18 protein-coding genes are annotated in these 18,374 nt (G+C 46.0%); 6 read left to right on the forward strand and 12 right to left on the reverse strand.

The annotated features are described in order from the left end of the window. The first annotated feature begins 158 nt into the window (after window positions 1-158). From QE357_RS04420 to QE357_RS04430, 3 genes are all read left to right on the forward strand, one after another. The gene (locus tag QE357_RS04420) at window positions 159-1,466 is read left to right on the forward strand and encodes a gluconate:H+ symporter (protein ID WP_106638372.1); all 1,308 of its coding nucleotides are present in this window, start codon (window positions 159-161) and stop codon (window positions 1,464-1,466) included. Between the two features lie 203 nt (window positions 1,467-1,669). Further along, entirely contained in the window at window positions 1,670-2,755 is a 1,086-nt protein-coding gene (locus QE357_RS04425) for a D-TA family PLP-dependent enzyme (RefSeq protein WP_309706134.1), read from the forward strand. A gap of 339 nt (window positions 2,756-3,094) precedes the next feature. Then, on the forward strand, window positions 3,095-4,048 hold the full coding sequence (locus tag QE357_RS04430) for an aldo/keto reductase (protein ID WP_309706136.1): 954 nt from the start codon (window positions 3,095-3,097) through the stop codon (window positions 4,046-4,048). A 48-nt stretch (window positions 4,049-4,096) separates the two neighbouring features. On the opposite strand, the gene QE357_RS04435 is transcribed toward QE357_RS04430, so the two are convergent. Both QE357_RS04435 and QE357_RS04440 read right to left on the reverse strand, forming a co-directional pair. Next, window positions 4,097-4,441: a DoxX family protein gene (locus tag QE357_RS04435; RefSeq protein ID WP_307142156.1), complete on the reverse strand. Its 345-nt coding sequence runs from the start codon at window positions 4,439-4,441 to the stop codon at window positions 4,097-4,099. A gap of 49 nt (window positions 4,442-4,490) precedes the next feature. Then, window positions 4,491-5,075, reverse strand: a complete 585-nt coding sequence (locus tag QE357_RS04440; protein ID WP_309706139.1) for a sigma-70 family RNA polymerase sigma factor — start codon at window positions 5,073-5,075, stop codon at window positions 4,491-4,493. 144 nt (window positions 5,076-5,219) lie between these two features. Between QE357_RS04440 and QE357_RS04445 the strand changes: the two genes are divergently transcribed. After that, window positions 5,220-6,089 carry an AraC family transcriptional regulator gene (locus tag QE357_RS04445; RefSeq protein ID WP_309706141.1) on the forward strand — a complete coding sequence of 290 codons (870 nt, stop codon included), beginning with the start codon at window positions 5,220-5,222 and terminating at the stop codon, window positions 6,087-6,089. A 96-nt stretch (window positions 6,090-6,185) separates the two neighbouring features. On the opposite strand, the gene QE357_RS04450 is transcribed toward QE357_RS04445, so the two are convergent. The 8 genes from QE357_RS04450 to QE357_RS04485 form a co-directional block, all read right to left on the reverse strand. Next, complete coding sequence (locus QE357_RS04450) at window positions 6,186-7,175, reverse strand: hypothetical protein (protein WP_232793851.1); 990 nt, start codon at window positions 7,173-7,175, stop codon at window positions 6,186-6,188. A 491-nt stretch (window positions 7,176-7,666) separates the two neighbouring features. Next, on the reverse strand, window positions 7,667-8,047 hold the full coding sequence (locus QE357_RS04455) for a hypothetical protein (protein ID WP_309706144.1): 381 nt from the start codon (window positions 8,045-8,047) through the stop codon (window positions 7,667-7,669). Between the two features lie 109 nt (window positions 8,048-8,156). Beyond that, window positions 8,157-8,768 carry an alpha-ketoglutarate-dependent dioxygenase AlkB gene (locus tag QE357_RS04460; protein ID WP_309706146.1) on the reverse strand — a complete coding sequence of 204 codons (612 nt, stop codon included), beginning with the start codon at window positions 8,766-8,768 and terminating at the stop codon, window positions 8,157-8,159. Window positions 8,769-8,804: 36 nt separating this feature from the next. Next, the gene (locus tag QE357_RS04465) at window positions 8,805-9,053 is read right to left on the reverse strand and encodes an Ada metal-binding domain-containing protein (protein ID WP_309706148.1); all 249 of its coding nucleotides are present in this window, start codon (window positions 9,051-9,053) and stop codon (window positions 8,805-8,807) included. A 3-nt stretch (window positions 9,054-9,056) separates the two neighbouring features. Continuing rightward, complete coding sequence (locus QE357_RS04470) at window positions 9,057-9,770, reverse strand: 2OG-Fe(II) oxygenase (protein ID WP_309706151.1); 714 nt, start codon at window positions 9,768-9,770, stop codon at window positions 9,057-9,059. Continuing rightward, window positions 9,767-10,627 (reverse strand): methylated-DNA--[protein]-cysteine S-methyltransferase, encoded by an 861-nt coding sequence (locus tag QE357_RS04475; RefSeq protein ID WP_309706153.1) that lies wholly within the window; start codon window positions 10,625-10,627, stop codon window positions 9,767-9,769. The genes QE357_RS04470 and QE357_RS04475 overlap by 4 nt, the downstream gene beginning before the upstream one ends. 240 nt (window positions 10,628-10,867) lie before the next feature. After that, the gene (locus tag QE357_RS04480) at window positions 10,868-11,416 is read right to left on the reverse strand and encodes a hypothetical protein (protein WP_309706155.1); all 549 of its coding nucleotides are present in this window, start codon (window positions 11,414-11,416) and stop codon (window positions 10,868-10,870) included. A 415-nt stretch (window positions 11,417-11,831) separates the two neighbouring features. Then, window positions 11,832-13,298, reverse strand: a complete 1,467-nt coding sequence (locus tag QE357_RS04485) for a DUF6600 domain-containing protein (RefSeq protein ID WP_309706157.1) — start codon at window positions 13,296-13,298, stop codon at window positions 11,832-11,834. 240 nt (window positions 13,299-13,538) lie between these two features. Here QE357_RS04485 and QE357_RS04490 point away from each other — a divergent pair, with 240 nt between their 5' ends. Beyond that, complete coding sequence (locus tag QE357_RS04490) at window positions 13,539-14,363, forward strand: sugar phosphate isomerase/epimerase (protein ID WP_309706158.1); 825 nt, start codon at window positions 13,539-13,541, stop codon at window positions 14,361-14,363. 159 nt (window positions 14,364-14,522) lie between these two features. On the opposite strand, the gene QE357_RS04495 is transcribed toward QE357_RS04490, so the two are convergent. Next, window positions 14,523-15,869, reverse strand: coding sequence for an NAD(P)/FAD-dependent oxidoreductase (locus QE357_RS04495; protein ID WP_106638358.1), 1,347 nt, complete (start codon window positions 15,867-15,869; stop codon window positions 14,523-14,525). Window positions 15,870-16,194: 325 nt separating this feature from the next. Between QE357_RS04495 and QE357_RS04500 the strand changes: the two genes are divergently transcribed. Continuing rightward, window positions 16,195-17,217: an LLM class flavin-dependent oxidoreductase gene (locus tag QE357_RS04500; RefSeq protein ID WP_309706161.1), complete on the forward strand. Its 1,023-nt coding sequence runs from the start codon at window positions 16,195-16,197 to the stop codon at window positions 17,215-17,217. Between the two features lie 61 nt (window positions 17,218-17,278). Here QE357_RS04500 and QE357_RS04505 read toward each other — a convergent pair whose 3' ends face one another. Further along, window positions 17,279-18,322, reverse strand: coding sequence for a methyltransferase (locus QE357_RS04505; protein WP_106638356.1), 1,044 nt, complete (start codon window positions 18,320-18,322; stop codon window positions 17,279-17,281). Window positions 18,323-18,374 lie beyond the last annotated feature (52 nt).

The following is an 18,374-nucleotide window of genomic DNA, read 5'->3' on the forward strand; positions in this document are numbered from 1 at the left end:
AGGGTTTGGATAGCCAAGCTTTAACCCTAAACTCCCAACTCTAAACTCCAAACATTAGATTAACTAACAAAACCTGCTTTCAATCTAAAGCATTCAAGAGAAATTTCGATTAAAAAATTCTTTTCTTTGAAAGACTTAAACCTCTAGCTATTGATCAAATGCCTCTTATCCTGACCTTTCTGGCCATTGCGTTACTCATTTTTTTTATCGCCTATGTTCGGCTGGACACCTTCCTGTCCTTTCTCATCATTTGTATCGGCCTCGGTCTGGCGAGTGGAATGGAAGTGGCCGCTGTGGGCCAGGCCATTAAAAAAGGCATTGGCGACACGTTGGGTGATCTGGTGTTAATCGTTGGCTTCGGAGCCATGCTGGGAAAACTGGTGGCTGAAAGCGGGGCTGCTCAGCGAATTACGGATGCCATTGTTCAGATTTTCGGAAAGAAAAACCTACCCTGGGGCATGGCTCTGGCGGGTTTTGTCATTGGTATTCCGCTCTTCTATAATGCCGGTTTCGTCATCGTTTTCCCTCTAATCGTGGCCGTTTCGGTTTCGGCTCGGGTTCCCATTCTAACCGTTGGAATTCCCATGTTATCCGCCCTGTCAGTGGCTCACGGGTATTTGCCACCGCACCCTTCACCAGCGGCCATTGCGGGTCGGTTTAATGCTGATTTAGGAAAGGTGTTATTATACGGAATAGCAATCGCTATTCCAGCCATTGCCATTGCTGGCCCTATTTTCGGACGAACCTTAAAAAAATATAATCCGGTACTGGATCCCGATTTGCTTTCTGTAAAAAAGATGTCAGCCGAAGAGTTACCCGGTTTGGGCATTAGTTTGTTTACGGCCTTATTACCCGTCATTCTGCTGGCCTTAACTACGATCTTTCGGCCTTATTTACCACCCAATCCAGCCATTCAGCTCATCAGCGAGCCTTATTTTGGCATGTTTCTTTCGGTATTGGTTGCCATGTATGCCCTGGGTATCGCTCGCGGCAAAAGCATGAAGCAGGTAACGGGTCAGTTGGAAGAGGCTTTTAAAGGCTGTTCGGTTATTCTTCTGGTCGTTGCCGGAGCTTCGGCTTTGAAGGAAATCATGCAGGCCGCCGGAATTAGTACCTACCTTGGAGAGCAATTGCGAATGTTGCCCATTTCCCCGCTGGTATTGGGCTGGCTCATTGCCGGACTGATTCGTATCTGCGTGGGTTCAGCGACCGTCGCCGGACTAACCGCTGTGGGTTTAGTTGCTCCGATATTAGTGGCTCGTCCCGATGTTTCGCCAGAGTTAATGGTATTATCCATCGGAGCGGGAAGTTTGATGTGTTCGCATTTCAATGACGGCGGTTTCTGGTTATATAAAGAGTATTTTAATCTTAGTATTAAAGAAACGCTTAAAACCTGGACGGTCATGGAGACCCTGGTATCCATTATTGGTCTTTTCGGCGTATTAATTCTGGACGCCTTTATTTAAGTGGTTGCTTAATAAGCTCTTGTAATTATTTAATAGTATCTTTTTGTAGTTGTAAAATATTGATTAATAGTCTATTAACTAACAACCGAAGCGGCGGACGCTAAAAACGATCAACTGCTTAGTTAGTCATTCATCAAAATAAGAGGCGGGGTTAATTAACTCCAAACCGCTTTGGCGGCCGTTTTATTATTCCCATATCATTCATGGAAGATTGGTTTTCCCTGCAAAATCCCGACGCTGTAGCGTCACCCGGAATCGTGTTTTATCGCGACCGGATTCGTAGAAACATTGCCATTATGGTGGCCATCGCGGGAAGTTCCGAGCGACTAGTACCTCATACCAAAACCCACAAAACGGTTGAGGTGCTGAAAATGCAACTGGAAGTAGGGATTTCTAAATTCAAAGTATCCACCCTGGCCGAAGCCGAAATGGCAGCTTTGGCAGGTGCTCCCTGGGTGTTACTGGCCTATCCGCTGGTGGGTCCCAACATCGCTCGTTTTTACGAGTTAATGCAGAAATATCCCGAAACGCAGTTTTCTGCGTTGGTAGATAACATCGCCGCAGCGGATACGATTCATACGTTTTTTGAACATCAAAAGGCATCGCTTTTCATTGATGTTAATAATGGAATGAACCGTACGGGAGCTGAAGTAGAGGACTTACCTGCGTTGGTGGAACACATTGAATCGTTGGCAAACCTGGAGCTGAAAGGACTCCACATCTACGACGGACACCTCCGTAATCCAGACTTTGAAGAACGTAAAGTAGAAGTCAATGAAGCGTATGAACGGGTAATTACAGCGGTTGAAATTCGGGAAGACTGGATGGTTATTACCGGAGGTACACCTTCGTTTACAGTTCATGCTTTGCGGGAAGGTAACTACCTGAGCCCGGGGACTTGTTTGCTTTGGGATTGGGGGTATGACGATTTATTGGAAGAGCAGCCGTTTGAATGGGCTGCCGTGCTCCTTACGCGGGTCGTCTCTAAGCCAACCGAAGGCATCATTACCATTGATTTAGGACACAAAGCCGTAGCTGCTGAGAATCCGGTGGACCGTCGGGTAAAATTCCTTAATCTGGTGGATTATGAATTAACCGGACAAAGCGAAGAGCATGGGGTTTTAAAAGTATCCAGTTGGGAATCACTTCAGGTAGGCGACGTATTATATGCCATTCCTTACCACGTTTGCCCAACCGTTGCTCTACACGAAACCGCCACTGTGGTGGAAGATGGGCAGGTCGTTGACGAATGGAATATTCTGTCGAGAAAACGAAAAATTACGGTTTAATAGTAGATAGTAAGGTTCAAAAGGTTCGACTCCGCAATGGGCCGAACCTTTGTTTTTTACAAGGTAGAGACGCGACTTCATCGCGTCTGGGTAGAGGCGGGTTTTACTAGTAGTCTTACAAGTCTTACGCCGTGGTTGGTGTCTCACCAACCACGGTTTGCGTACAAATGACTGGTGCGATACCAGCCATGGTGAGGAGAGCCAGACACGATAAAGTCGCGTCTCTACCACATTTATAATGAACGGAAATTTCCTTTTTCATCGTTTCTAAATAGGCTTGGTTCATTCCGGGCTGGAATTGATTTTTCAGTGTATTCTATTTTGTAAACTTGAAAACCTATGCAAAAGAGACAATTAGGGAAATCGGCGGTGGAAATTGCACCCCTGATTTTTGGGGGTAACGTGTTTGGCTGGACAATTGACGAAGTGAAATCTTTTCAATTGCTGGATGCTTTTGTAGCCGCTGGATTTAATTGCATTGACACGGCAGACGTGTATTCCCGCTGGGTACCGGGTAATATTGGCGGAGAATCGGAAACGATTATTGGAAAATGGCAGCAGGCTAGGGGCAATCGCGACAAGCTGGTTATTGCCACTAAGATTGGAGCCGATAACGGTAAAGGCCAGCCGGATGTCAGTAAAGCGTATATCCTGAAAGGGGTAGAAGATTCACTTCGTCGTTTGCAAACCGATTATATTGATTTATATCAGACCCATTATGACAACGAAGCAACGCCTGTGGAGGAAACACTGGAAGCTTACGATCAGTTGGTACGTGAGGGAAAAGTACGGATCATTGGTACGTCTAATATGAGTCCTGAACGGCTGAAAGCTTCGCTGGAAGCGAGTAAGAAATACGGTTACCCGCGTTACGAAACCCTACAGCCGCATTATAATCTGCTGGAGCGGGAAGAATACGAAAAAGCCTACGAGCCGATTGTTCTGGAACATCAGCTCAGCACGATTAACTATTACGCTTTGGCGAGTGGTTTTCTCACCGGAAAATATCGCTCCGAAGCCGATTTAAATAAAAGTCAGCGGGGGCAGGGGGTAAAGAAATACCTGAACGAACAGGGGTTAACTATATTAAGCGTGCTGGATGAACTGGCGAAGGAATACAACGTAAGTCCGGCGGCCATTTCGCTGGCCTGGCTTATCGCTCGTCCATCCGTGGCGGCTCCGATTGCCAGTGCTACCAGTGATAATCAGTTGAATTCGTTTAAAGAAGCCGTAAGTATCTCGTTGAGTACAGAAGCGATTGAAAAATTAGATCAAGCGAGTAACTGGCAATAGGTAACTCCCGAATCTTCATGAACGCAGATGGGCCAGACCTGTCTGCGTTTATTTTTTAGTGAAGGTATAGGCCCAGTAAATCAGCACGAGCTGAAGCGGGAGTCGTGCCCATAAAATCCAGGAGGGAATGTGGGAAAACTTATCGGAAATGGCCATGTACCAGTTTGCGGGAAAAACAGCAATCAGCAGCAGAATAATGCCCCAGGCCGCCCAGGCTCTGACGGAGGGAATCAATACGGCAAAGCCCAGGATTATTTCAGCAATTCCACTGAGATAAACCATCGTCAGGGGAGCCGGAATGTAGGGTGGCATGATGCGAACGTACGTTTCCGGACGGATAAAATGCAGAATCCCGGCCACAACGTAAACCAGAGACATTAGATAAAGACTCATGGTCAGATTTTTATGAATAAAGTCTTTAGCCCGGAAGTTTGTTTGCGGATTAACGGGATTTTCGTCGAAATACCTGATAATTATAGCCCGCCAGAATCGCCTGATTTCGCAGATGCGTAACCGAAAGCTGAACGGCATTTACTACCGACTGGTATTGAAGCCCGGTATGTTCCGAAATTTCCTCGATGGATCGCCCGTCCCTATACCGTAATTCCATCACCTGCCGTTTGCGGCGGGGTAAGGTGTTTAGGGATTGAGTAGCGAAGCTTTGCCAGGAAAAATCTACTTCCTTTTCGATCATACGACTTTCCGGACAATCTTCCACGGGTAAGTCGATCCCTTCCATTTCCTGATTCAGGGAAATATGGTGGGCGGGCAAAAGTTTCAGAATCTGATTCCGAAGCGAGAATTTCAGGTAAGGGGTTAAGGGAGCATTTCGATTCAGATTTTGCCGATGCTGCCAGATCCAGAGAAATAAATCCTGAATGGCATCTTCAATCATATCTGCATCCGTAAAACGTCTAAGGGCCCAGGAACGCAGGGGTCGGTAATGTCGACTGTATAAAATACCCCAGGCATCGGCGTCGCCGTCCAGTAAGGCATTCCATAAAATTTGGTCAGAACAAGTGGACACGGTACTGAATCAGGTTAGAAAGCTCGTTTAACCTAACAAAATTGGGCAATCCCTGCATACAAAACTTACCAGAGCTTGTCTTTAATTGATACTATATTTGCATAATTTTCGTAATTGTCAGGTAAGGTTTGAAAACTACGCATCATGAAGCCCCTTTATCATCGGTTTAATTTTGAAGGAAGTTCATCATTTGGACTGCGACAGGTAGTAGAACCCTACTTCTATAACCGCTGGCATTACCACCCTGAATTTGAAATTACCTGGGTTCAGAAGGGCACCGGTACGCGGCTTGTCGGGGATCACGTGGAGGCTTTTGAAAGTGGCGAGTTAATCCTGCTGGGGTCTAATGTGCCCCACCTCTGGCGATCCGACGAAGCCTATTTTCATCCCGATAATGCCGAGCTTTGTAGTTCCTTGTCAATTCATTTTGCGGAAGATTTTGCGGGGAAAGAATTCACACAGTTACCCGAAACCAAACCCCTGCGGGACTTATTTCAAAAGGCTCAGTATGGTTTAAAAGTAACGGGTGTTACCAAAGAACAGATTCAGCAACGGATGCTGGAATTTACGGGGCAGGATGATTTATACCGATTACTGGGGTTAATGGACATTCTGCGAATACTGGCTCTGTCGAAAGAGCTAACGCCACTGGCTAGTGTGGGCTATACCGTACCCGTAGATGGTAACGATACAGAGCGTCTGGCGAAGATTTACCATTACACGTTTACTCATTTCGCCCAAAAAATTACGCTGGAAGAAATTGCGGAGGAGGTAGCTCTCAATCCGCATTCGTTCTGTCGGTATTTCAAAAGTCGGGTTCGAAAAACGTATACACAGTTTCTGTCGGAGGTACGTATTGGTCAGGCCTGCAAAGTTCTGATTTCCGGGGATTTACCCATTGCTCAGGTTTGTTACGAAAGCGGTTACGCGAACTTCTCGCATTTCAACCGCCATTTTAAACGCATTACGGGATTAACTCCGGTGGAATACCGCCGGGCTTACCAGAAGGAATAAGGCTGAAGTTTGAAAGTAAAGGAATGCCTGAAGTATTTTTTGTGCTGTATACCAATGGCCGTTTGTGAAAGATTAGCCAACCAACCATTAACCGTATTACCGCTTTTGGGGTGACCTAACAATTTCGTTGAGCAAAATAGTCAGGTCATTGTTCATCAACTGAAGTTCAGTAGCTAGCTGCCCCAGCATCGTCGAGCGGACCGTTAAGTCTTCCGTAGTATAGAGGTCTCCCGTGCCAAAGTAATCGACTTCATGACCTTTGTGCTTACGGTTTTGCTTGGCATCGGCATCAAGCGAAACCAGAATTTCCCAACGGCTTCGTAAACCCTCAATCAAAGAAGGACTATTGGCAGACTTGGGTTTGTTGAGGTAATACCAAACCAAGGGAGGAAAAACGGTCGACGTAACCGGATGTACCCATATATCCCGCAATGGATTATTTAAGTGGCGATAATCAGTCTTAGGTGGTTTTTGTAGTAAAGAGGTAATACCCAAACTAGCTTCGGCTAGTCCTCCACCAATACCTACCCATTCGCCTGCATCCTCATGGTCACCCAATTTGAGAAAACCAACCATCAGAGCCGTTAATGCCCCAGTGGTAATGGCACTAATCGTCATACGTTTTTCCCGACTGTTTTCCTGCCGGGTAAGTAAGGTAGCCGTCAAGGCAGCTCTTTTACTGTCGCAGTCAACGAGTGCAACTGCCGTCGCAATATCAAAGCTGGCCAGTTGAAGCTGGTCGGTCATTTTTTGCCGTATGGTCAGATACTCATTAGAGGCAGGCTCGCTAGGATTTTGCTGCTGCTCTAGCTGCGTGGCACGTACGAGTAATGGGGTAAGTCCTACGGCCTGAGCCATTCGCAAGCCACGGTCGCCATAGCGATGTCTAAGTAAGGAGTCATCGCTTGATCCCGCCTGTAAATCAGTAGGATGAAAAACGTATCCCGAAGTACCACTGGAATCAATAATGCAATTGTCAGTAGCCACTTTAGCAAGGGCTGATTTAGTTTGTCGGGAAGCCATACATCCGGTAAGAAGAATGGCAAGTAGAAAAAAGCCAGCTAACGGTGAGTAAAGACGTCGCATGATCATGATGGTATAGGTATTAATATCCTGAATACAAAGGTTGAAGACAATGAGCATTCAGAGTGTTATTCATCTATTACTAGCGTATTATCTTATAGAACCCTTGAGGTAAACCTATAGGGACTCCTAAGAAATCACTAAGGACTTACATGCTGATATTAGAGTAATCAGCCTATTGAAACGGGAGCAAGATAAAAGCTAGGCAATAAGATGAAAGCTGGAAGCAACGGGTTTAATCGTAAATTAATCCCACTCATGCTCTTTCGAACTTGCAATCCTGGGACTACGCCGGGCCATTGTGTTAGATGCTCTCAGGAATAGGAAAAAGCAAATGGTCGCAGGTGTTAAGCTTGGTAGACATGGAATCCCCCGCATCACCCGAAACAGTTTGGGGGGTAGTAATAAATACCAACGGCAGGTGGGAACCTGCCGTTTTTGTAGGAATAAGATAGAATCTCGCACCAGAAGTATCAATGTAATCGAGGAACACCCTAATAAGTACCGGGGCCTAGGGTTTGATCAATAGTGACACCACGGCTAGCTTGAAATAGCAAGTGTTTTATTTGACTATGATTGATATTCTTCCAGGCGATGGAAGGACCGCTATGAATATCGTTTTCCAAACCAAAGAAGTGAGTACTTCCATTGTAATGCATCGCCTCTGGCTTTAAAGAACCTTTTTCTTCAAACCTATAAATGATCTTATAATCGTTACCAAAGATCAGGTAAAAACGATTGGATAAATGATGCAAAGCTTCCTTTTGAGCCGCTGCTTTCGAAGGAAAGTTACCTATGTCATGGTAACCAAATAAGTCAGAGAATATCATGTAGGACAAACCATAACATAGAAGTAATACCAGTGACGTACGCATTATATTTTCTTGGGTTCAGTGGATTAAAAATAAACGCTATTCCTCAGGCTCTTTCGGATTATCAAACTAAAAGCTACCTGTTCAATGGTATTCTACTTTCGCAATGAGCTTATTCATCAATTGTTCTAAACGTTAGATTAACCCTTGGCGTAGCTATTTTTTTACTGGGAGGGAGTCTGTGTAGCCAGAAGGTTTGCGTAGCGTCTTTCATAACCAACAGACTTCCATGCTCTAACAAAAGCTCTACTTTTTCTTTGCTCTGCTTGTGTTTAAACGCAAACTTTCTTTCAGCTCCAAAGCTTAATGAACCAATAGCTCCGTCTTTTTTCAAATCTGCTTCGGCATCGCTATGCCAGCTCATTCCTTCTTCGCCAGTATGGTAAAGATTAAGTAAACAGGAATTAAAAGTTTCACCCGTTTCTTTTTCGACTAGCGTTTTTAATACCAGCAATTCCGGTGTCCAGGGTAAGGCATGTTTGGTCGTATTGGAATACGTATACTGGTAGGGTTCTGTCCCATACCACGCTACCTTCCGTTTCGTAATGATTTCCTTACCGAATAGAACAGCCCTGTCGTTTTCCCACTGAATCGTTTCCAATAGCTTGTTTAGGAAAAAATCAGCCTCTGATTGGCTTAAGAGTTTGTCGTAATAATTTACCGTTCCGTCGTAAGGAAGCCAGTTTTTCTGCCTGTCTGGTTCGTAATCAAATAAATTCATCATACGGAATCTTGGTAACGCATGTACGAAAATGGGTAGCTATCTCTTATGATCTAATTTCCAGGCTTTGTATTTTTCTCTCAGGCAATGCCCGCAGGGGCGGTAGTGATGCTGTAGGGCTTCTGCCTCGGAATGAAAAAATACCCGGTTTTCTTTTCTCATTCTTTTGCCTGAAGAGCAACCAAGACTTCCGTAAATCTTTAGCTTCATATTCCCGCCTAAAACTACTTCTCTACGTCTGATTATATGCCTTAGCGTAGTCGGAGATAGGTCAGAATGCCGTATCATGATTTAACTTATGGCGTCATGAAAAATGATTCCTAACGTGTGGCGTTCGCCTGCTTTTACTTCACTTACTCCGTGTTTCATAAAGATCCGATAATAGCCTTTGGTTCCCTTTTCGGGTTTAAAGTTGGTAGTGAATATCAGGCCATCTCCTTTTTGGGGACTTACTACAATGGCTTTGGACTGTGCCCTAGGTATTTGCTGGGCTAAGACAAACTCCCCTCCGAAATAATCCTTGTTAGGTTCATTCAAAAACAACACGAGTTGGATAGGGAAATAAACGTCTCCGTATAAATCCTGGTGCAAGGTATTAAAGCCACCTGTACCGTATTTTAAAATCAAAACCGTTGCTTTTGTCTGCCCATTCTGATGGCACTGTTGTACTAATTCAGCGTGGGTTAAGGGGAACACCGTGTCAATATTCAGCACTTTAAACCAGGCGTTTGCAATAGGAGCAAGGTATGGATAAAGGGTCTCTCTGATGGTTTGAATAAGATCAGGAAGGGGGTAGTTGAAGTATTTATACTCTCCCAATCCAAAACGATAGCGAGCCATTGTCACCGTTTTTCGATACAAAGCTGAGGTATCATAACTGGCTTTTAATGCTTCACATTGTTCGTTCGTAAGCAAATTGGAGAGGGTAGCATACCCCTTTTGATGCATAGCTTCGGTAAGGGTTGGCCAGTCTAATGCCTCTATTTTCTGGACGATAGTGCTCATAATTCCAATTCTTTGGATGAATACATTTGGGCTCCTTCCCAACCAATGATGGCTGTTTTGCGGGTGGTACCCCACATATACCCGCCCAAAGCTCCCGAGGACTGGATCACTCGATGGCAGGGAATTAAAAACGCCACAGGATTACTTCCGATGGCTGTTCCAACGGCTCTTGAAGCGTTTGGACTGCCCACTTGCTCGGCAATAGTGCCGTAAGTGGATAGCTTGCCCATGGGAATTTTTAATAAACTCTCCCAGATCTTTAACTGAAAATCGGTGCCTTTCAGATGTAGTTTAATTTGGTTGAGTTTGCTCCAGTCATGTTGAAAAATGAATAGAGCATTTTGCTGCATGACGTCTAATTTCTGCTGAAATACAGCATTGGGAAACTTCGCTTTAAGTTTAGCAGAGGCGACTTCTTCGTTCTCTTCGAAAGCCAGGTAACAAACGCCTTTGGCGGTGGAGGCCACGAGTAAAGAGCCAAAGGGACTTTCGGCATAACTGAAATTAATCCGCAGATTTTTACCGCCATTTTTATATTCAGCGGGTGTCATCCCTTCAATGTTGATGAACAAATCATGCAGACGGCTGGTGCTGGAAAGTCCTGTTTCAAAGGTGGCATCAATCAGCGTAGTCCGGGTTTCTCCTAAGATTTTTTTCGCGTGTTCTACGCTGACATATTGCAGAAATTTCTTGGGACTTGTTCCTGCCCATTCGGTAAATAGCCGTTGAAAATGGGCCGGACTTAGATGAACCTTCTCGGCAACGTCGTCTAAATTGGGTTGTGCTCTGAAGTTATCCTTGATGTACGCAATCGCTTCTGCGATTCGGCTGTAATTAAGGGCTGCCTGTGTTTCCATGATCGTTCGTTTTGTGAGACAAATTTCTATGATCGCAGGCCGTCATAAAATCCGAAATATGCTGAATGTGAATTCCAGTCGATGTTAGCTGAAATAGCAAAGCAGGAATGATAGGGACGATGAGTTAGGATGCAGAATTACAAAGTAAACGGTACACTCTACGCTTTTCAGATCTATAATACGAAAGCGATTTGATGAAAACAGTGAGGACAAAATCCTTTGCTAATGGGGACTACAAACCTACACTTTGTTCCATTTTTCGATCGCCTGTTTTAACCATTCTGGAGCCTTATCCAGCGGAGGTATTTTGCCCTGGTTGGCGGAGGTCAGTTGCCGGGCTCGCTGCTCCATTTCGGCTAAACTAGGCACATCCCATTGGGCTCTCTCTTCATCGGTAGTAGCCGGATCGATATCCCACAGTCGGTAACGAATACCGTCAGGAACCATTTGGGTGCCATATTTCTGCGGTTGTCCCTGATACATATGCCAACGGTCTAAGGCCGCCGCAGCCAACCATTTTCCAGCCGGATTACCCAATTCAACACTCGTCAAAGCCCAGAGATGAGCCATCCAGATTTCATCGATGGTGTCGCCGTGCTGAAAAATTAACGCAGCATGGTAATAGTCCTGAGCGGTAATTACCTGCTTTTCTTCCACCATCTTTTGAACCCATTTGCGTCGTTCCTGATCACGTTGCCGTAAGGATTCATAGGCAAGTGTCCCCACTTCTGGGTGATTTACTCGCTCCTCCTGATCGGCTAGAAAAAGTTTCTGTAACGCTTCGTTCATAAGTTAATGAATATCAAAAATGGCGTGATACATACGTTCGGATTAGCAATCCTAGTCGATACGATTTAGGCATAGATTAGGTCCATCTCTAGGCTAGACGCGATGAAGTCGCGTCTCTACATTTTTAATGGCATCGTTCTTAAAAGCTCTTTCGGATTGGCAATCCCAGTAAGTAAATCAAAAATTAGTAAAATAGGAAGGTAACTGGAAATAGGGGGGACATGAAAGGGGGCGAAAACTCCGCCCTGGTTGGTGTCCTCACCAACCACTAGGCTTTTAGTAAGGGCTGGTGTCTTCACTAGCCAAGGCGGGAGATAAAAATTTCTCAACTGAAAACCGAATATAAATAACTAAAAAGTGAAAAAGCCGCACTTCTTTCGAAGTACGGCTTTGCGGCAATAAACAAATCATTGGGTTAATTTCTGCTTCCTCTGGAACGAGCTCCACCACCACCTCCTGGATTACCAGGAGCCGCATTTTCACCGCCGCCCCGGGGAGAAAATCCGCCGCCCCGGTTCTCAGAAGGTTGTCTCATGCCTCCATCCGAAGGCATTCCACCATTCCGTTCAATCCGACTGCCGCCCATGGAAGGGGCAGAAGGCTGGTTCATGGATGGCTGACGATTCGAGCGGAAGTCAGGTGAACCACCACGGTCGGGACGACTCATGCCACCAAAGGGATTATTGCTTTCCCGACCTGGTTGAGCAGGGCTGGGCGAGTCGCTGCGGCCTGGGTTCCATTGACGGCTGGGCTGACTGTTACCAAAGGGATTGTTATCCCGATTGGGCGTTGAAGGCTCTCCTGAGTTCTGATTCCATCCACGACTGGCTCGATTTCCCGCATCGCCAAAAGGATTATTATCCCGATTGGGCGTTGAGGGTTCTCCTGGATTCTGATTCCATCCACGTCTGGCCCGATTCCCTGTATCACCAAAAGGGTTGTTAGATTCCTGACCGGGTTGGGTGTTGGGAACGTTTTCGTTTCGTCCTGAAGTCCAGGGGGTATTGTTATTACCACCACGGTCAGGACGAACGGTTCCGTCAAAACCATTCATGCCATTGTTACGACGGTTTCCCTGATAATCGGGAGTACCATTTCTGTCAGGACGGTTGGGCGTATTATCCCGGTCGCCGGGACGATTCCAGTTTCCTCCATTCGTATGGTCCCAATTGCCATTGCGATCCCCTCTATTGGAGGTGTAATCCCGGTTGTAAAAGCCAACTCGGCGACCAAAATCATCCGCCCGACGCACATCTACCGGACGTCCGGTAGCACGTTGAATATCCCGACGATTCGGACCGCTCACATACGTCCGGTTGTTCGACTGATAGACGTTGTTAATGATTGTCGTATTATTATAAATATTGACAACCCGCGTCCGGGGAACGCAATATGAGTAAATACGAGGACTTAGTAAGTACTGACGGGGAACAAATACCCAGTAATTCCAAGGAAGGTTAATGTTGACATTGATGTTCATGCCCGGTCCCAGCGGAGCCCAGCCGTAATAACCGCCGCCATTCCGCCAATTTACCCAGGCTGGTCCCCACTCATAATCGGGAACCCAAACCCAGCGGTTGTACGCCATGACCCAACGGCCATAGTGGAAAGGAGCCCAGCCCCAGGGATAATCTGATACCCAGGTATTTCCATACTCGGTCATTTCCCAACGTCCAGCCGTTCCGTAAGGCTGAAAACCGGGGTCTACGTTGGGTGACCAGACCTGTCCATATTCAGGGTTCTGAATCCATTCACCGTAGGGGGAAAGCTCGTTATAGAAGGTAGCAAAAGATATATTGACGCCCGGCTGAGCCTGGACCGAGGCAATGCCCAGTCCAGTGGTTAGCAAGCAGACCAAAGCGATGATTCGGGATGTTTTCATGGCTGGTATGAATCGATGAGGATTCTTTTAAAGCTTTAAAGTTGAGTAATTTATGGTGGATTCGCTACCTAAAAAATGTTAAATTCAGGGCTAGTGAGTTAACGGGTATTGGATACTTTAGATACGTAGAAGTTTATACCATAAGCAGTGGTAAGGCCGTATTTTAACATTTATTAGCGTTATGGTTATTCTGGAAATAGTTCTGATATTTATCGGACATTCATTATACCTCTAAATTCAATGAAAAAAGCCTTCCTTTTACTATGTACGGTATTGCTGATGGGAAACCTCTTCGCTCAGAAAACACCTGAATCTAAATCGGGCTGGATGCTGGGAGCTCAGTCTTACTCGTTTCGATTATTTCCCTTTAGCGAAGCCTTACGAAAAATTGATAGCTGCGGCCTGAAATACGTCGAAGCTTTCCCCACCCAGCAAATTGGCGGCGGCATTGCCGGAACTATGAATTTCACGATGGATGCGGATACGCGTCAGGCGGTGAAAAAGTTACTGAAAGATCGGGGACTTACGCTGGTCGCTTATGGCGTGGTGCGGGCAAAAGACGAAGCCGAATGGAAATCGCTCTTTGAATTTGCGAAGGAAATGGGCATTCGTAATATCAACACCGAGCCGGACGTTAAACAGATTTCCTACATTGGCGAACTGGCTAAGAAATACAAGATTAATGTCGCGTTGCATAATCATCCCAAGCCTTCGCATTACTGGCATCCTGATTCGGTTTTATCGGTTATTGGTACTAATCCTTACCTGGGTTCCTGCTCGGATATTGGCCACTGGGTTCGTTCGGGATTAGATCCCGTGGAATGTCTGAAAAAGCTAGAAGGTCACGTACTAGGCATGCATTTCAAGGACCTCGAAGAGAAAGCCCCCAAAACACACGACGTCGTATGGGGTACGGGCGTATGTGATATTCCGGCAGTAATTGCAGAACTGAAACGTCAGAAATTCAAAGGCCCGATTTCAGCAGAATACGAATACAAGTGGGAAAATAACGGCCCCGAAATTGCGGAAAGCGTGAAGAATTTTCGAGCCATTTATTTAAAGTAGTTGATGGTTGTTAGTTGTGTAGGAGTAATGGATTGGATAAGTAATAACTTTTCAAATCGGAGAGATGCCTACAAAGTATTTACTATTAACCATTCATTCAACAAAAAAAGGGATTCGGTAATGACACCGAATCCCTTTTTCATAGCTGTAAGCCAAAATTTAATCAGCTTGCTGTTTATGCATAAATACTTCCGTAGCCTTGTCCCCCTTCCGAATAAACGGACGGATAATCAGACGGGTACCGCGTTCGTAAGTGAAGAAACGATACAGCCAGTTACTCAACACTACCAGTTTATTACGGAAACCAATCAGGTAATAAATGTGAACGAATAGCCAGGCAAACCAGGCAATAATACCACCCAGGTTGATTTTACCGGGTAAATCCGCTACTGCACGTGCCCGACCAATGATGGCGAGTGAACCTTTATCGAAGTAATTGAATGGCGTCATTTCCTGTCCGGCTAACATACGCTTCAGGTTCTTCGCTAAATGCACACCCTGTTGCATAGCGGGCTGAGCTACGCCGGGGTGACCATTCGGATATTTCTCTGACTTCATCATCGCGATGTCACCAATAGCGAAAATGTCCGTATACCCTTCAATCTGGTTAAACAGGTTTACGGGGTAACGACCGCCACGCTGGATAATTGTTTCAGGAATACCTTTAATCGTTGCACCGGAAACACCCGCCGCCCAAACCAGCGTTTGTGTTTTGATTTGCTCACCACCTTTAAAGGTTACGGTTTCGCCGTCGTACGATTCCACCAGCGTTTTCGTTTTTACGATTACGCCCATTTTCTCCAGGTATTTCTGCGTCTTCTGGCTCGACTCGGGTGACATCGGAGGTAATACCCGATCCAGACCTTCCACCAGATAGATGTTCATTTTGCTGAAATCCATGCCTGGATAATCGCCGGGTAATACGTGTTTACGCATTTCGGCTAAGGCACCTGCCGTTTCAACGCCCGTTGGGCCACCACCTACAATCACGATGTTCAGCAAGCTCTGACGTAACTCGGCGTTAGTCGTCATGTTTGCTTTCTCGAAGCTTTGCAGAATCTGGCTACGCAGGTTCAGTGCATCCGTAATTTTCTTCAGCGGAAAAGAATTCTGCTTGATCTGATCATTACCGAAGAAGTTAGACTTCGTACCAGTGGCGATAACCAGATAATCGTATTTCAAATCACCAATTAACGTCGTAATGGTTTTTGTTTCGGGGCTAATGCTCGTTACGCGAACCGGACGAAAGTGAAAGTCCTCATACTCTTCATCAAACATTTTCCGAAGAGGCTCTGCAATCGCGTCGGCTTCCAGACCTGCCGTTGCAACCTGATAGAGGAGAGGCCAGAACCCATGATAGTTCTGTTTGTCGAGCATAACCACCTGAAAAGACTTCCCGGGAAGTTTTTGAGCCAGGTTAATTCCTCCAAATCCACCTCCAATGATGACAACACGCGGCTTGGTGGTTTCAGGAATATTTAGCGAAAGATCATTTAAATCAAGCATTTGACAAAGCGATGGACAACGCTCGAAGCCTAAAAAACTGAACCACTTCCTTCGGAAAAACTCCGAAGAGGAACGAATGGCTTTCGAAAACGTTTAATGGTTAATTGTTTAAAAATGGGAAAAAGAGCACTTACATGCTTGATTTCGTATTTCTACTCATTGTAAATATCAAACGGGCAAATCGAATTTTAGTACAAAAATCAACTTCTCTTTTCTAAAGAACAAAATTTTTTATACTCTGTTCATAATCAGCCTCATTTATATTTATTGTTTGTGTTTAGTGTATTGAAAATATGTACTTAAAACACCGATTAATACAAATTGTATGAGCAAGCCTCTTCGACTAAGCATATTGGATCAATCTCCTGTTCACAAAGGTGGTTCCGCCCGCAATGCCCTGCAACAAACCATAACCGTAGCTAAAAAGGCAGATCAGTGGGGATATACCCGTTTCTGGGTTTCTGAACACCATAACGCTGCGGCCATTGCCGGGTCTGCTCCTGAAGTTTTGATGGTAAAGCTGGCTGACGAAACCGAACGCATTCGGGTGGGTTCCGGTGGGATCATGTTGCCCAATCACAGTGCTTTAAAAGTGGCGGAAAATTTCCGGTTACTCGAATCACTTTTTCCCGGTCGCATTGACCTCGGGATGGGGCGTGCTCCCGGTGGAGACCGCATTTCGTCGGCTTTACTTAATCCATCCAACGACTTCAGTGAGCAAAGTTACCGTCAACAGCTCGATTATCTGCAAACTTTCTTCACAGATTCCGCCGGAACGCAGTACGGTCCCATCCTGGCCGTGCCGCAGGCGGATACGATTCCGGCTCAGTGGATTTTAAGTTCAAGCGGCGGTAGTAGTCAGTTAGCCGCCCAGTATGGCATGGGTCTGGCCGTGGCCCGTTTCATCAATGGACAAGTTTCGCCGCAAATTGTCGAGCAGTATAAACGTTCATTCCGACCTTCCGAAACGATGGCAGAGCCCGCTGCCTTATTGGCTCTGTTTGTCATTTGTGCCGATACCGAAGAGAAAGCTCGGCAACTACGTAAGGTGCTGGACTATAGATTGGTGCAAATGGATAAAGGACGCTTTGAAGGCGTAGATGATTACGAAACCATCAAAGATTACGAGTTTACACTGGCTGAAGAAGACCGACTTCGTTACGTTCATGCCGACCGGGTGGTATCGGGAACGCCCGATCAGGTAAAGGACGAATTAACCCGTCTGGCTATCGAATATGACGTCGATGAAATCATGGCTTCGACCATGACTTACCACTTCGAAGATCGTTTACGGACGTTTGAATTGTTAGCGGAAGCCTTTGAAACGGTGGCTCCCGTTCACAATTAATTAATAAAAAACCGGGGTTATTTTTTGCTAAAATGAAATAGCCCCGGTTTTTTTCGGCTTGTTAATCCTCTTTTCGGGCTCCAATCAAACCGTATTCCAACTGCGTGGGGATGGCATCACCCAAGGGTGTTAAACCAACCGATTTAAACCATTCTCCATGTTCCTGCCGACTGTAAATTCGTCCTTTGGTCGCCCAGAACAAGGCCGCCGAATAATCGGTTGCGGGTTTGGGGCCATCCAGGGTATCATGCAAAAATGTATCATGCACCCAGATTTCGCCGTTGGGTCGTAGAGCCGCCGCAAAACGTTTGGCTAGTAATAAACAGGTTTCAGTAGGCCAGTCGTGAAAAAGGCTGGCGGCCAGTAATACATCCGTTTCGGGTAACTCGTCGGTCAGCATGTCGCCGGGGTGGAAGGTTAGGCGTTCTTTGACTGAATCGGCTCCTTCTTTTCCACTCGTACTAAATTCTTCCAGTAACTCTTTCGCCACTTCCAGCACCTGCGGACGGTCAAACAAGGTGGCCGTTGCTCCCGGATTCAGCCGTAACCATTCAAAGGTATAATAACCCGAACCTCCTGCTACATCCAGCAAATGCCCCTGACTTTGAGGTAAGCGGGCCGCTACCAGCGGCGACAGCTTCCGGGCTCTTCCGGCCAGACCTAGGGTAAAGAAACGGGCTGCTTCGGCATCGTCCATTGGCGAGGGACCTTCGCCTTCTTTTACGTAGGAAAATCCTTCGGAAGTATCCAGAGGACCGTCATTTTTCAGGCGGGTAACCATTTCCAATACGCCCGAATCATCCTTTTCAAGTCCTACATACCCAATCAGATTATCCGGATTTGATTCGCTCAGGTAGGTGCCCAGTTCCGTGAGTTCGAGCGTACCCTCAGGCGTATACGCCAGTAATTCCATCGCACACAAGCTGGGAATAAGTACGTAGGCGGGACGATCTTTCAGTTTTAATTTTTTCTGTAAATCAGAAAAAGAAAGCGGACCCTTTTTAAATAATTCAAAAATCTGAAAGTGGTTAACTGCCGCCACCAGTAGCCGGGAGCCGTACATGGCCCGAAGGTGTCGGGTAATGGGAGCCAAATCAATAGACATAGGAGTAGAGTATAAGATCAGAAAGCTACAAACCTACGGATTCCGGCTGTTT

The sequence above is a fragment of the Siphonobacter sp. SORGH_AS_0500 genome, from assembly GCF_031453245.1.
Classification (GTDB): Bacteria; Bacteroidota; Bacteroidia; order Cytophagales; family Spirosomataceae; genus Siphonobacter.

Coding starts and splice junctions, on each gene's coding strand:
- QE357_RS04475 (WP_309706153.1), bottom strand. CDS start 10,627: ATGGAAACACAGGCAGCCCTTAATTACAGCCGAATCGCAGAAGCGATT.
- QE357_RS04465 (WP_309706148.1), bottom strand. CDS start 9,053: ATGATACGGCATTCTGACCTATCTCCGACTACGCTAAGGCATATAATC.
- QE357_RS04505 (WP_106638356.1), bottom strand. CDS start 18,322: ATGTCTATTGATTTGGCTCCCATTACCCGACACCTTCGGGCCATGTAC.
- QE357_RS04450 (WP_232793851.1), bottom strand. CDS start 7,175: ATGCGACGTCTTTACTCACCGTTAGCTGGCTTTTTTCTACTTGCCATT.
- QE357_RS04430 (WP_309706136.1), top strand. CDS start 3,095: ATGCAAAAGAGACAATTAGGGAAATCGGCGGTGGAAATTGCACCCCTG.
- QE357_RS04500 (WP_309706161.1), top strand. CDS start 16,195: ATGAGCAAGCCTCTTCGACTAAGCATATTGGATCAATCTCCTGTTCAC.
- QE357_RS04480 (WP_309706155.1), bottom strand. CDS start 11,416: ATGAACGAAGCGTTACAGAAACTTTTTCTAGCCGATCAGGAGGAGCGA.
- QE357_RS04460 (WP_309706146.1), bottom strand. CDS start 8,768: ATGATGAATTTATTTGATTACGAACCAGACAGGCAGAAAAACTGGCTT.
- QE357_RS04445 (WP_309706141.1), top strand. CDS start 5,220: ATGAAGCCCCTTTATCATCGGTTTAATTTTGAAGGAAGTTCATCATTT.
- QE357_RS04490 (WP_309706158.1), top strand. CDS start 13,539: ATGAAAAAAGCCTTCCTTTTACTATGTACGGTATTGCTGATGGGAAAC.
- QE357_RS04455 (WP_309706144.1), bottom strand. CDS start 8,047: ATGCGTACGTCACTGGTATTACTTCTATGTTATGGTTTGTCCTACATG.
- QE357_RS04495 (WP_106638358.1), bottom strand. CDS start 15,869: ATGCTTGATTTAAATGATCTTTCGCTAAATATTCCTGAAACCACCAAG.
- QE357_RS04485 (WP_309706157.1), bottom strand. CDS start 13,298: ATGAAAACATCCCGAATCATCGCTTTGGTCTGCTTGCTAACCACTGGA.
- QE357_RS04435 (WP_307142156.1), bottom strand. CDS start 4,441: ATGAGTCTTTATCTAATGTCTCTGGTTTACGTTGTGGCCGGGATTCTG.
- QE357_RS04470 (WP_309706151.1), bottom strand. CDS start 9,770: ATGAGCACTATCGTCCAGAAAATAGAGGCATTAGACTGGCCAACCCTT.
- QE357_RS04420 (WP_106638372.1), top strand. CDS start 159: ATGCCTCTTATCCTGACCTTTCTGGCCATTGCGTTACTCATTTTTTTT.
- QE357_RS04425 (WP_309706134.1), top strand. CDS start 1,670: ATGGAAGATTGGTTTTCCCTGCAAAATCCCGACGCTGTAGCGTCACCC.